The 13,417-nt window shown below is 64.5% G+C and carries 12 protein-coding genes and 1 pseudogene; 11 read left to right on the top strand and 2 right to left on the bottom strand.

Annotation, left to right across the window (positions count from 1 at the left end; genetic code table 11):
- Positions 1 to 98 precede the first annotated feature (98 nt).
- From pdhA to GYH34_RS15155, 8 genes and pseudogenes are all read left to right on the top strand, one after another.
- Positions 99 to 1,136 carry a pyruvate dehydrogenase (acetyl-transferring) E1 component subunit alpha gene (gene pdhA / locus GYH34_RS15190; protein ID WP_161914313.1) on the top strand — a complete coding sequence of 346 codons (1,038 nt, stop codon included), beginning with the start codon at positions 99 to 101 and terminating at the stop codon, positions 1,134 to 1,136.
- Between the two features lie 68 nt (positions 1,137 to 1,204).
- Positions 1,205 to 2,053, top strand: coding sequence for a ParA family protein (locus tag GYH34_RS15185; RefSeq protein ID WP_161914312.1), 849 nt, complete (start codon positions 1,205 to 1,207; stop codon positions 2,051 to 2,053).
- Positions 2,054 to 2,076: 23 nt separating this feature from the next.
- Positions 2,077 to 2,517, top strand: coding sequence for a hypothetical protein (locus tag GYH34_RS15180; protein ID WP_161914311.1), 441 nt, complete (start codon positions 2,077 to 2,079; stop codon positions 2,515 to 2,517).
- Between the two features lie 54 nt (positions 2,518 to 2,571).
- The gene (locus tag GYH34_RS15175; RefSeq protein WP_161914310.1) at positions 2,572 to 4,011 is read left to right on the top strand and encodes a pyruvate dehydrogenase complex E1 component subunit beta; all 1,440 of its coding nucleotides are present in this window, start codon (positions 2,572 to 2,574) and stop codon (positions 4,009 to 4,011) included.
- 43 nt (positions 4,012 to 4,054) lie between these two features.
- Positions 4,055 to 4,984 (top strand): annotated as a pseudogene (locus tag GYH34_RS15170) (2-oxo acid dehydrogenase subunit E2); the annotation flags it as partial.
- Positions 4,985 to 5,180: 196 nt separating this feature from the next.
- Entirely contained in the window at positions 5,181 to 5,585 is a 405-nt protein-coding gene (locus GYH34_RS15165) for a hypothetical protein (protein ID WP_161914308.1), read from the top strand.
- Between the two features lie 105 nt (positions 5,586 to 5,690).
- Positions 5,691 to 6,383, top strand: a complete 693-nt coding sequence (locus tag GYH34_RS15160; RefSeq protein WP_161914307.1) for a hypothetical protein — start codon at positions 5,691 to 5,693, stop codon at positions 6,381 to 6,383.
- Positions 6,384 to 6,456: 73 nt separating this feature from the next.
- Complete coding sequence (locus GYH34_RS15155) at positions 6,457 to 8,703, top strand: primosomal protein N' (RefSeq protein WP_161914306.1); 2,247 nt, start codon at positions 6,457 to 6,459, stop codon at positions 8,701 to 8,703.
- A 194-nt stretch (positions 8,704 to 8,897) separates the two neighbouring features.
- Here the strand turns inward: GYH34_RS15155 and GYH34_RS15150 are convergent, their stop codons facing one another.
- A complete protein-coding gene (locus tag GYH34_RS15150) occupies positions 8,898 to 10,187 on the bottom strand; it encodes a type II toxin-antitoxin system HipA family toxin (RefSeq protein WP_161914305.1) in 1,290 nt (429 codons plus the stop codon).
- On the bottom strand, positions 10,177 to 10,515 hold the full coding sequence (locus tag GYH34_RS15145) for a helix-turn-helix transcriptional regulator (RefSeq protein WP_174242412.1): 339 nt from the start codon (positions 10,513 to 10,515) through the stop codon (positions 10,177 to 10,179). The genes GYH34_RS15150 and GYH34_RS15145 overlap by 11 nt, the downstream gene beginning before the upstream one ends.
- Positions 10,516 to 10,921: 406 nt before the next feature.
- Here GYH34_RS15145 and hemC point away from each other — a divergent pair, with 406 nt between their 5' ends.
- The 3 genes from hemC (at position 10,922) to GYH34_RS15130 (ending at position 13,407) form a co-directional block, all read left to right on the top strand.
- Positions 10,922 to 11,848, top strand: a complete 927-nt coding sequence (hemC, locus tag GYH34_RS15140) for a hydroxymethylbilane synthase (protein ID WP_161914304.1) — start codon at positions 10,922 to 10,924, stop codon at positions 11,846 to 11,848.
- Positions 11,845 to 12,549 (top strand): uroporphyrinogen-III synthase, encoded by a 705-nt coding sequence (locus GYH34_RS15135; protein WP_161914303.1) that lies wholly within the window; start codon positions 11,845 to 11,847, stop codon positions 12,547 to 12,549. Before hemC ends, GYH34_RS15135 begins: the two co-directional genes overlap by 4 nt.
- Before the next feature lie 99 nt (positions 12,550 to 12,648).
- Positions 12,649 to 13,407 carry a phytochelatin synthase family protein gene (locus GYH34_RS15130; protein WP_161914302.1) on the top strand — a complete coding sequence of 253 codons (759 nt, stop codon included), beginning with the start codon at positions 12,649 to 12,651 and terminating at the stop codon, positions 13,405 to 13,407.
- Positions 13,408 to 13,417: the final 10 nt, after the last annotated feature.

Genomic DNA, 13,417 nt, shown 5'->3' with positions numbered 1-13,417 from the left:
CGAAGGCGGAGCCCTCGCCGCGATGCGGGAGGGACGAGGGCTCGCTCACGCCTCACACGCTCCCAGATAATGTCCAACGACGACGAGGACGGGCGGCCATGCCGGCAGCGGACAGAAACGCGAAAATCGCCGATGTGGCCAGCGCCGCCGAGGGCGCGCAGGCCGAGGGCGGCATTCTGGCCTTCACGCGCGAGCAGGAGCTTTCCGCCTATCGGGCGATGCTGCTGATCCGCCGCTTCGAGGAGAAGGCCGGCCAAATGTACGGCATGGGCCTCATCGGCGGCTTCTGCCATCTCTACATCGGCCAGGAGGCGGTGGTCGTCGGCGCGCGAATGTCGGCGAAATCTACAGATCAATTCATCACCGGCTATCGCGACCACGGCCATATGCTCGCCTGCGGCATGGAGCCGAAGCGGGTGATGGCGGAGCTCACCGGGCGGCGGGGCGGCTATTCCAAAGGGAAGGGCGGCTCCATGCATATGTTCTCGCGCGAGAAGAATTTTTACGGCGGCCATGGCATCGTCGGCGCGCCGGCCCCGCTCGGAGTCGGCCTCGCTTTCGCCGATCTCTATCGCGGCGACGGCTCTGTCTCGCTGACCTTTTTCGGCGACGGCGCCGCCAATCAGGGTCAGGTCTATGAGAGCTTCAACATGGCGGAGCTCTGGAAGCTGCCCATCGTCTTCATCGTCGAGAATAATCGCTACGCCATGGGGACATCGGTGGAGCGCTCCTCGGCGCAGTCGAATTTTTCGATGCGCGGCACGGCCTTCAACATTCCCGGCCGGCAGATCGACGGCATGGATGTGCGCGCCGTCGCCGCCGCGGCGCGCGAGGCGCTCGACTGGTGCCGCGCCGGCAAGGGGCCTTTCCTCATCGAGGCGCAGACCTATCGCTATCGCGGCCATTCAATGTCCGATCCGGCGAAATACCGCTCCAAGGAAGAAGTGCAGCGCGTGCGCGAGGAGCATGATCCGATCGAGCAAGTGCGCGCCCGTCTGCTGGCCGGCGGAGCGAGCGAGGACGAGCTGAAGCAGATCGACGCCGCCGTGCGCCGCATTGTCTCCGAGGCTGCGGATTTCGCGACCAATGATCCAGAGCCCGATCCGAGCGAATTGTGGACGGATGTGGTTCTATGAGGGAAGGGGACCGCATCTTGAACAAGCTGCCTTGTATCAATCTGACGTAGCGCATCGAAGGAGCCAAAATGCCCGTTTCAGTTTCATTGATAAATATGAAGGGTGGTGTTGGTAAGACAACTCTGGCTTTCAATCTCGCTTGGCACGCTAGTTTCAAGAGAGCAAAGAGAGTCTTGGTAGTAGACCTCGATCCACAAGCAAATGCGAGTCAATATCTAATGGGGGCAGCGGGCTATCTGTCTTATATAAAAGCAAATAAAGGCACGGTTGTTGATATTCTTGAGCAGTTCACGCCTGCGTTTCACGGCGGCAGCGCTCCGTCTGGCGTGTCCCCCGGCGCGGTGATCTATAATGTGCGGGCGTGGCCAGACGGTGGCAGGGTCGATTTGATACCGTCACGTCTCGAACTTGCGTGGACACTAAAAAATCCGACGTCGAAGGATCACTTGCTTGCAAAATTTTTGGCGGATCACGCGAGTGCATACGATCTGATTCTGATTGATTGCGCACCGACAGAGTCAATTTTAACCCTATCGGCATACCGTGCTAGTCGGTTCGTGCTTGTCCCTGTCAAGCCAGAGTTCTTGGCGGCAATCGGCTTGCCTCTGCTTGTTCGATCTTTGAACGAGTTTCATACCTCATTCGGCCAACATCGGATTGAAATTGCCGGGGTGGTGTTTACGGACTCGGATCCCCAACACGTGAAGCCCGAACACGAAGCAGGTAGAAGGGACGTGCATGCCGTCGCGGCAGCCAACGGTTGGACCGTATTCAAAAACGAACTCAGGCATTCTGATTCCTACCCTAGAGGTGCTCGGAATGGCGATCCAATTTTTTTGACTGACCATGCCAGATGGTGGGTTATTGGCGAGTTTGATAAGCTAGGCGAAGAGTTTATGAAGGAAATAGGGCTTTGACCAGTCGTCTAGGCGCTCTGATCTTGGAGCTAAAGCTGCTTCAGATGCGTTACACGTCTGAAGAGTTTGGCGCGATTCAGCGCGCGCTTGCAGATGACAGAATTGACCCGGAAATACAACAGGTGCTTGATTTAGTTCGGCAGCTGGATATGCCGCGGCCTCGCCGGAATGTTGCTCGTAGCGTCGAACCGAAGGTAGATCTTAAGTCAGCGAAAAAGAACTTCGTCTCTTCTCTATCGAACGGGAGCGTGCGTAGACTGCAGGCCATTGCGCGCCGAATTGGGATCGAGGCCGTGCCGGCCGATAAGGCAAAGCTTGTCTCGCAGATAAACTCAAAGCTTGATTCGCTCCCAGAAAATGAGCTGAAAAGCTTCCTTATTCGTTCGCGTGCCTTTCACGGGCCGGACGAGGGCTTTCTGGGACTGGCCAACTATATATTGCATAGAAACAACGAGACGGAGTGATTGTTTGTGCGAACAGAGGCGTTAGAATGACCAGTCCACAAAGAGTGTGACACCATGACCATCAACGTCCTCATGCCCGCGCTGTCGCCCACGATGGAGCAGGGCAAGCTCGCCAAATGGCTCAAGAACGAAGGCGACAAGGTCAAGGCCGGCGATGTCATCGCCGAGATCGAGACCGACAAGGCAACGATGGAGGTGGAGGCCGTGGACGAGGGGGTGCTCGCCCGCATCCTCGTGCCGGGCGGCGCAGAGAATGTCGCCGTCAACACGCCCATCGCCGTCATCGCCGAGGAGGGCGAGGAGATCGGCCACGCGGAGGCGCCGCCTTCGACGCCGGCCGCCCCCGTCGAGACCGCCGCGCCTGCGCCCGCCAAGGCGCCGGATATTCCAGCCTCCGCTCCGCAGGAGGCGGCCGTCGCCGCCGCCGTTCCCGCGGCGCCGGCCGCGACTGTGGCCGAGCCCGCCGCTCCTTCACCCGCCGTCGCTATCCCCGAAATTCCCGCCGATACGACGCTCCTCCCCATGACCATGCGCGAAGCTCTGCGCGACGCCATGGCGGAGGAGATGCGCCGCGACCAAAATGTCTTCGTCATCGGCGAGGAGGTCGCCGAATATCAGGGGGCCTATAAGGTCACGCAGGGCCTGCTGCAGGAGTTCGGCCCGCGCCGCGTCGTCGATACGCCGATCACCGAATATGGCTTCGCCGGCCTCGCCGTCGGCGCCGCCTTCGCGGGTCTGCGGCCGATCTGCGAGTTCATGACCTTCAATTTCGCCATGCAGGCGATCGATCACATCGTCAATTCCGCGGCCAAGACGCTCTATATGTCCGGCGGGCAGATCAATTGCCCCATCGTCTTTCGCGGCCCCAACGGCGCCGCGGCCCGCGTCGGCGCGCAGCACAGCCAGGATTATGCGGCCTGGTTCTCGCAAGTGCCGGGTCTGAAGGTTGTCGCGCCGTCCAACGCCTCCGACGCCAAGGGGCTCTTGAAGAGCGCCATTCGCGATCCCAACCCAGTGGTTTTCCTCGAGAATGAGATTCTCTACGGCAAGCAATGGGATACGCCCATGCTCGAGGATTTCCTCATTCCCATCGGCAAGGCGCGCATCGCGCGGCCGGGAACGGATGTGACGCTGGTCTCCTTCTCCATCGGCGTCATCCATTGTCTTTCGGCCGCCGAGGCGCTGGCCAAGGAGGGGATAGAGGCGGAGGTCGTCGATCTGCGCACGCTGCGGCCGATGGATGTTCCCGCCATCATCGAGTCGGTGCGCAAGACCGGCCGTTGCGTCGCGGTGGAGGAGGGCTGGCCGCAATGCGGCATAGGCGCGGAGATCGCCGCCCGCGTGCAGGAGGAGGCGTTCGATTATCTCGACGCGCCGGTGCTGCGCGTCACCGGCAAGGACGTGCCCATGCCCTATGCCGCCAATCTCGAGAAGCTGGCTCTGCCTTCCGTCGCCGATGTGATCGCGGCGGCGAAGGCCGTTCTCTATAGGTGACGTCATGGCGCTCTCTGGAGACGAGCGGCTCGCCCCGGGCGGAGCCGATGGACGCATCTTCGCTTCCCCCTTGGCGCGCAGGCTGGCCAAGGAAGGCGGGCTCGATCTTTCCGCGCTGAAGGGCTCTGGCCCGCATGGCCGCATCATAGAGCGCGATGTGAAATCGGCGCTCGGCTCCGGCGCGCGGCCCATGGCGGCGCCCTCCGCCCCAGTGATCGAGGCGCCGGCCGGAATGTCGGACGCTGTGGTGCGCCAGCTCTTCGCGCCCGGCTCCTTTACCGAAATCCCGCATGATTCGATGCGCAAGGCGATCGCGCGGCGAATGGTCGAGGCGGTGCGCAGCATTCCGCATTTCGCGCTGCAGACGGATTGCGAGATCGACGCGCTGCTGCGCCTGCGCGAAGATTACAACAGCGCCGCGCCCAAGGGCGCGAACGGCGAGCCCGAGTGGAAGGTCTCGGTCAACGACATCATCGTCAAGGCCATGGCGCTGGCGCTGCAGAAGGTTCCAGACGCCAATGTCACCTTCACGCAGACGGCGATGCTGAAGCACATATCTTCCGATGTCGGCGTCGCCGTCTCCATCCCCGGCGGGCTGGTGACGCCCGTCGTGCGCAACGCCGAGACCAAGAATTTCCGCGAGATCGCGATCGAGCTGAAAGATTTGGCGCGGCGCGCCCGCGAGCGCAAATTGAAGCCCAATGAATATGAGGGCGGAACCACCGCCGTCTCCAATCTCGGAATGTTCGGCGTCAAGAATTTCGCCGCCGTGATCAATCCGCCGCATGCGACGATTCTCGCCGTCGGCGCCGGCGAGGAGCGCATCATCGCCAGAAATGGCGCGCCCGCGGTGGCGACGATCATGAGCGTCACCCTCTCGGTCGATCATCGCGCCGTCGATGGCGCGCTGGGCGCGACGCTGCTCGCCGAATTCAAGCGGCTGATCGAGCATCCGGCCGCGATGCTCGTCTGAGCTTCCGTCCCTGGGCGCGGCGCGCGAGCAGCCGCGTCGCTCGTCTCCGTAATAACGCGTATAACATAACGCGAATATTTCATGAAGCTCACACGAACCTCGCGTAACCTTCGCGTAACATGATTTTCGTCTGAATTTTCCAAAAATTCCTTCGCCGATACGCTCTCCCGACAGGACGGTGACAGGATGCCGCCCTATGATGGCCCATTCGGTCATCGTCGACGCTCGGATCATGAGAGATTTGCGCAAAGGAGATTTCGAGATGGATCATATTCCGCGTGACGCTCATAAGAGCTGGCGCGACCTTTCGCTCTATCTGCCGGTCCGCGCGCGGATGCGTCCCACTCTGCGGCGCAAGGCGCAATCGCTCGCTCACACCGGCGAGTTGCCGCCCGACTGCATCGTCACCTCTATTTTCGAGACCGGCGAATCGGTGATGTGCGTCACGCAATTCGCCTTTGGCGGCGGCGCGCGGCACACGCTCATCGCGCCGCTCGCGCAGCTCGCATTCGACCGCAGCGGACCGCTGTCGAAGGAGATCGATCTTCTGCGCGCTCGGCCTGCGCACGCCCTCGGCCGTCATCCGTCGCAGGTTTCTTAACGCTTCGTTCATCGGCTTGTGTGCGTCAGCACAGAAGCACGTCGCTCCGTCCTGCAATATCTCAGCGTTCGAAACGAGCAAGAGACATTGGGACGGAGCATTGCGATGACCGATATTGCCAAGAACCTTTTCGATTTTCTCAAAAGCGTGGCCCTGGTGACGGCGATCGGCGGGCCGAGCGCCGCCGCCGGGGCCTTCGTCTATCAGCGGCCGGACTCGGCGCTGATGCTGCTCTCCAAGGTGCAGTCGGTCGAGATCGGCGATTTCAAGCTCGCGCTCGGACAAAAGGCTTTCGAGATCAATCCCGATCTCGGCGCGAAAAAGAATGCCATAGGCGATCTCGCCGCCCATGCGCGAAACCTCGGACCGCGTGAGGTGGAGCGGCTGCTCCATCTTCTCCCGCTCGACGCCGTTGGAATGGACAGGCTCGGCGCCGATGCGATCAAATGCGACTATGACAAAGCCGATGCGCGAACGCGCCTCTTCGGCGTCATCGACAAATCTCTGGAAGAGAAAAAGCTGATCGAGATCACGCGGCGCGATGAGCTGATCGATCAAAAAACCCATGAAATCTACGGCCCCCCGAGCGCTTGCTATCGTGTCGTCGTCACCGCGCTCGGCGCCGATGTGAAGTCGATGATCGTCTCCGAATTGACTCGTTATTTCACCAGCGAGCTGGATGTGGGAGCACCCCCGGCCGCCGTCGAGCCCGTGAGCGCCAAGCCGGTGAGCGACCGGAGCCGGACGAAATTCGCCCAGCCTCGCCGCGATGCGGCGGAACGGATCGCCGCCCGCTGAGCGCCCGCGAAAATCCTGTTTTCTTCACGCGAACCAATTCCCACTTCGCTCGAAAACACTTTAAGACAGCGCCATGAGCGGCGAGGCGGACACGAGAGAAGGGGCGCAGATCGTCGAGATTCTGCTGCCGGTGGCCGTCGATATGGCCTATTCCTATTACGCGCCGCCGGCGCTGCGGCTTTCGCCGGGAGATTGCGTCGAGGTCCCGCTGGCGACGCGCAAATCCTTTGGCGTCGTCTGGTCGGTGGCGCCGGTGGGCGGCGCCGGGCCGGGCAATCTCAAATCCGTCATCGCCAAATATGACCGGCCGCCGCTGGGCGAGACATTGCGCGGCTTCATCGATTGGGTGGCGCGCTGGACCTTGGCGCCGCGCGGCATGGCGCTGCGCCTCGCCACTCGCGCGGTGGAGGAGGCGGCGCCGGAGACGCCCCGCGTCGGCTATCGGCTCGCCGGCCCGCCGCCTGAGCGCATGACGGCGGCGCGGGCGCGCGTCATAGAGGCGGCGGAGGGCGGCCTCACTTTTTCCAAGGGCGAGCTCGCCCGCGCGGCGGCCTGCTCCAATGGCGTCGTCGATGCGCTGGTCGACGCCGGCGCGCTCGAGGCAGTCGCCCTGCCGCCGGAGCCCGTCGCCGGCGCGCTCGATCCCGATTTTGCGCGCGCCCCGCTGGAGGCCGAGCAGCTCGCGGGCGCCGAGGCGCTGACGAGCGCGGTGGAGCAGGGCGGCTATCGGCCCTTTCTGCTGGAGGGCGTCACCGGCGCCGGCAAGACGGAAGTCTATTTCGAGGCCGTCGCGGCGGCGCTGCGCGCCGGCGGGCAGGCGCTGGTCTTGATGCCGGAGATCGCGCTCACCGCGCAATTCCTCGAGCGTTTCGCCGCGCGCTTCGGGGCCAAGCCCGCCGAATGGCATTCCGGCGTCTCCGAGCGCAAGCGCGCGCGGCTGTGGCGCGGCGTCGCCATGGGCGAGGTGAAGGTCGTCGCCGGCGCGCGCTCGGCCCTGTTCCTGCCCTTCTCGAATTTGCGGCTCATCGTCGTCGATGAGGAGCATGAGGCCGCCTATAAGCAGGAGGACGGCGTCGCCTATCACGCCCGCGACATGGCGGTGGTGCGCGCGCGGCTCGAGGGCGCGACCATCGTGCTCGCCTCGGCCACGCCCTCCATCGAATCGCGCGTAAATGCGCAGAGCGGCCGCTATGGCTATTTGCGCCTCACCGCCCGCGCCAACGCGAGGCCCATGCCGCGCATAGAGGCGATCGACATGCGCGCCAATGGGCCGGAGCGCGGACGCTGGCTCGCGCCGCGCCTGGTGGCGGAGGCGCAGGAGACGATCGCGCGCGGCGAGCAGGTTCTGTTCTTTCTCAATCGGCGCGGCTATGCGCCGCTGACCCTGTGCCGCAGCTGCGGCCATCGCTTCCGCTGCGAGAATTGCGACGCCTGGCTGGTGGAGCATCGCTTCCGCCGCGCGCTGGTCTGCCATCATTGCGGCCATGTCGAGCGCCGCCCGCACATCTGCCCGGAATGCGAGGCGGAGGATTCGCTCACCGCCTGCGGGCCGGGCGTCGAGCGGCTCGCCGAAGAGGCGGCGATCCTCTTTCCCGACGCCCGCACTCTGGTGCTCTCCTCGGATTTTCCCGGCGGGCAGGAGCGCTTGCGCCGCGAGCTCGCCGAGATTGCGGCCGGCGCTTTCGATATCGTCATCGGTACGCAATTGGTGGCGAAGGGGCATAATTTCCCCTTTCTCACTCTGGTCGGCGTGGTGGACGCCGACAGCGGGCTCGGCAGCGGCGATCCCCGCGCCGCCGAGCGCACGTTTCAGCTGCTGAACCAAGTGACCGGCCGCGCCGGCCGCGGCGAGAAGCCCGGCCGCGCGCTGATCCAGAGCTGGCAGGCCGACCATCCGGTCATTCGCGCCATTCTCTCCGGCGAGGCGGAGGCGTTCTATGCGCAGGAGACGCGATTGCGCGAGCGCGCCGGCCTGCCGCCCTTCGGGCGCCTCGCGGCGCTGATCGTCTCGGCCAAGGACGCCGGCGCCGCCGAGACCCATGCGCGCGCTCTGGCGCGGGCGGGGCATTCGCTGCCCTCCACCGATCGCTATCGCGTCGCCCCGGCCGGCGGCCTGCCGGAGGCGGATGAGATCGTCGTGCTCGGGCCGGCCGAGGCGCCCATCTCGCTCATTCGCGGGCGCTATCGTTTCCGCCTGCTGGTGAAGGCGCCCAAAAGCGCCGATCTGCAGGCCTATCTGCGCGCCATGCTGGCGGCGGCGCCCAAGGAGCGCGGCGGCGTGCGCGTGGCGGTGGACGTCGATCCGCAGAGCTTTTGGTGATGTAGGAAAACAATCCCCTCATCCTGAGGCGCTTTTTGCGGAACGCAAAAAGCCTCGAAGGATGCGCCAGCGCGCGGCGGCCGACCCTTCGAGACGCCTGCTGCGCAGGCTCCTCGGGAGGGATGTTGTCGAGCCCGCGCATCGCTAGCGATCCTATGCGCCCGCGCGAGCGCGCGCCATTGGCCGGACGCATGCTAGACATCGAATTCCAGCGCGGCAATTGCCTGCGGCGCATCCTCGAAAGCATAAGGATTGAGGAAGGTTCGCCGCCACAGCTGTTTGCGATCGATCGCGGAAAGCTCGGCCTCTTCGGCGATTTCGCCGAATTTCGCATAGACCCCTCTGATCTGCGCTTCGATGAGTTCGCTCGCAGCCTTCGCGCTCAACTGGAACTGCGGCGCAGCCGACAGGCAGACCGCAAGCGTGCTGGCGCTGTGCTCGCCGATGATCCGCATAGCCTGATTGGCCTCGCGCCCGGTGCGGCGTTGCGGGCAAATGTCGTAGGCAGGCGTCAGGGACAGCTTTTTGCCATCCCAGAACGCGGCATGATTGCGCGCGTGATCGTCATTATTGCCGCAGAGCACATTGAACACCATCCGGCCAAACAGTTCGCGCAAGCTCGCCTTTGGCGTCGTAAACCTCGTGCGAATGATCTGCGCCAACTCCTCGTAGGACGCATAGCGCCCAGTCATCTCATCGAGCCCGAGCATGGTCAGCGCCGACACCATCGATTTGCGCGCCCAGCCCGCTGGCGTCCGGACGCGATCGAAGCGCTCGATCAGCAACACGTCCTTACCCGCCGATTTTTCAAGCCGCACTGGCGCAACCGTCAGTCCCAGATGTTCGGCGAGGCGCATGGCGATGAATTCAGCTTTCACGACATTGATCAGATCGTTGCTCGATGAGAACTTCGCGATGAATTTCGCTTTGGGGGTGTCGATCGCCGCTTTCGGGCGCGCGCCGCCGAGACTTGTGCCATGGAACAGCGCGCGTTCCAGCTCGGGAGTTACGGGGACGCCGCTTTCCACGCGTTCGGCGATCGATTGAAGCTCTTCCAGCGTCGCGACCGCGCCTGCGCGCGCCTCGAACGTTTTGGCGGAAGTCTGAAAATCGAGAGCGCCTATCCGGTCGGAACCCGATTGCAGCATATAGCTCAGCTCATCGAGCGTATCGACGTCGATGTGATCGCGCTTTGCGCCGTACAGCCCATTGATGATGACGCGACGGCCCCAGGCATCGGGCGATCCGTCCCGTAAGCACCCTGCGATGGTCAGCGTGCCGTTGGGAAAAATGGCGCCGCGCCTCAGCGGCAATTCCGGGTCATAAATCGCGATGGCGTCGTTCCGCTGCAAATAGGACTGACCGTAGTTGAAGACATATCGATCGTTCTCTCGTTCGATGAGGCCGGCGACCACCGGATCGACCGCGCCCGGCAGCCAGATCCACACATAAGCTTCTTTCGGCGCGGCCTTCTCAGAAGTCATCCTTCACCGACTTTTCCTTCGGGCGCGCAGAGCGCGGGAGCAACGTCAGCTTTTGCGCCAACATGTCGTTGCTGAGGGTCATGGTGGCGCGATCGAGATCGAACAGCCGAATTCCGACCAGCGACGCCACTTCGAATGCAGCGCCGATCGAACAGCCGGGATCGCCTTGCTCGATCCGCTGCAACAGCCCCCGCGAAACACCCGCGCGCTCGGCCAGCTCGCTGATCGTCTCCTTGCGCCCGATGCGGCTTTCGCGGATCAGGCGGCCGAGATAGGTCACCGCCTCTGAGGCGTAGCGAGAGGTGGCCCGGTGCGCAGGCTTGGGCATTCGATGATCCATAAACGAGGCTCGACGGCCTCCTGCAGCCGTTTTATGGATCATGCGCCCACAAAAAGGGAAGAGTCAACAAGTGATCTATAAATAGATCATTAAGTTGCTTAGTGCTCTGTTTATGGCCCTCCCACACCCTCCGCACCGCATGAGCCGGGAGCCTCGACCGCTAATGCCACTCGAGGTGCGGTTCCGCAGGACTATGCGCAACGACGCAGAAATGCGGAAATACAGAAGGCAACAAAATAAGCCCTACAGATAGTTGCGCGCATGTCGTGGCGACGCCGCGAGGTCGATGCGGACGTCCGCCTTCGGTCGACCGCTGCCGTGAGTTCCCGCCCGCTTGTAGCCCGCCCGCTTTTCCCTATAGTCCGCCTCGACAATTCCCACGGCGGACGAGGCTATGACGACCACACAATTGCGCATTGGCACACGCGGCAGCCCTCTCGCTCTGGCGCAGACGCGGCAGCTGCGGGCCTTGCTGGCCGCGGCGCTCGGCCTCGAGGCGGAGACGCTGCCGATCGAGGTCATCCGCACCACGGGGGATATGATCCAGGACCGGCCGCTCTCGGAATCGGGCGGCAAAGGGCTGTTCACCAAGGAGCTGGACGTCGCCCTCATCGAGGGGCGCATCGATCTCGCCGTGCATTCCTCCAAGGATTTGCCGACGCATCTGCCGCCGGAAATCGCCATCGCCGGCTATCTCCCGCGCGAGGATGTGCGCGACGCCTGGATCGGCCGCAATGGCGCGACGCTGGACGCGCTGCCGAAGGGCGCGGTGGTGGGCACGGCCTCGCTGCGGCGCGGCGCGCAGGTGAAGCGGCTGCGGCCGGATGTCTCCATCGTGCTGCTGCGCGGCAATGTCGAGACCAGGCTGCGTAAGGTGGAGAGCGGCGAGGTGGACGGCACGCTGCTGGCGCTCGCCGGGCTCAAGCGGCTCGGCCTCGAGCGCCACGCCACCGCCATTCTGCCGATAGAGGATTTTCTTCCTGCCGCCGGACAGGGCGCCATAGCCGTCACCAAGCGCGCCGGCGATGCGCGCGTCCGCGAGGCTCTGGCGGCCATTCTCGATCCGGCGACCGCCGCCGCGCTCGCCGCCGAGCGCGCCTTTCTCACCGTGCTGGACGGCTCCTGCCGCACGCCCATCGCCGCCCATGCGAAGCTCATAGGCGAGGAGATCGAGTTTCATGGCATGGCGCTGCGGGCGGATGGCTCTGCTGTTTATGAGGCGCGTCGGCGCGGGCCGTCCATGGACGCCGCGCTGATCGGCGACGCCGCCGCCAATGAGATTTTGCTGCGCCTGCCCAATGGAGTCGCGGGTCTCACATGAGGCGCGTTCTCGTCACGCGGGCGAGAGAGGACGCCGAGCGCACGGCGGAAGAATTGCGGCGGCGCGGCTTCGCGCCGCTGATCGCGCCGGTTCTGGAGATCGCCGCCACGGGCGCGCCGATTCCGGCCGAGAACTTCGACGCGGTTCTGGCGACCAGCGCCCGCGCGATTCAGTTTTCCGGCGAAGGGCTCGCGGCCTCGAGCGCGCCCTTTTTCGTCGTCGGCGCCAAGACGGCGGCGGCGCTGTCCGCGCGCGGCGCGCAGGTGGAGGCGAGCGCGCCGGATGTGGCGGCGCTGACGCTTCTGCTCGGCGCGCGCTTTCCGGCGCCGGCGCGCTTTCTCTATCTCGCCGGCCATGATCACAAGGACGATCTCGAAAGCTTTTTGCGCGCGCATGGCCATGCGGCGACAGTGGTCGAGACCTATGAGGCGCGCGCCGCCGCCGCTCTCAGGGAAGAAGCCCGCGCCGCTCTGGCGGCCGGCGAAATCGACGCCGCGCTGCATTATTCGGCGCGCAGCGCATCGATCTTCCTCGCTCTGGCGGATGCCGCTGGCGTCTCGGCCGCGCTTCGCGCGCGCGTCACGCATTTCGCGCTGTCGGAAGATGTCGCGCGCGTGCTGCGCGCCGCCGGCTGCGCCAATGTGCGCGTCGCCGCGGCGCCGGATCAGGCGAGCCTATTGGCCGCGCTCGAGGCGCAATAAAGCCGCCTTCGCGGGTCAAAAATTGCATGGCGCCTCGCGCGCCGCTAATCTGTTGGAGCGCGGCCGTCTATCGCGACGGCGCGCCTTCCTGAGGACGAAATGACGAAGACGTCGATCTCGCGGCGGCGCCCGGCCGCTGTTCTCGCGCTTCTCTTTTGCGCAATCGCCGCCGCAGTCTCGCCGGCGCTGGCGGAGCGGCTGCCGCTTTCGGATAATCTCATCGATCTGCGCAGCGCGCAGGGGCGCGAATGGTTTCTCGAATCGGAGGCGCGCGAGGCCTATTGGCCGCTCTCCTCGGAATTCGTCACGCAGAAGAACGGCTCCTTCTGCGGCGTCGCCACTCTGGCGATGCTGCTCAACGCGCTCGACATTCCCGCACCCGCCGGCGGCGAGGGGCAGGGGAGCTTCTCGCAGGACAATCTGTTCAGCGAGAAGACCGAGGCGGTGGTGAAGCAGGAGAACATTTTGCGCCGGGGCATGACGCTGGACGAGTTCGGCGGCCTCGTCGCCAGCTTCGGCCTCGAGGCGAAGGTCACGCATGCGGCGCAGAGCTCGCTCGCGGAGTTTCGCGCCAGTGCGATCGAGCAGCTCTCGCGCAAGCGGCGGCATGTCGTCGTCAATTATCAGCGCGCGGCGCTCGGCCAGACGCGCAGCGGGCACATTTCGCCGCTCGCCGCCTATGACGCCAAGACGGATCGCTTCCTGCTGCTCGATGTCGCGCGCTACAAATATCCGCCGGTGTGGATCGCCGCCGCAGAACTCTTCGACGCGATGAACACGATCGACGCCGGCAATGAAGGACGCAGCCGCGGCTTCGTGCTCATCGGCCCGCCGGCGGGAATAGGCGGCGGACAATGAGAGACGCGCG

This window comes from Methylosinus sp. C49, assembly GCF_009936375.1.
In the GTDB taxonomy this organism is placed as follows: domain Bacteria; phylum Pseudomonadota; class Alphaproteobacteria; order Rhizobiales; family Beijerinckiaceae; genus Methylosinus.
The sequence above is the reverse complement of the archived record's forward strand: the minus strand, read 5'-3'. Positions and strand labels throughout refer to the sequence as shown.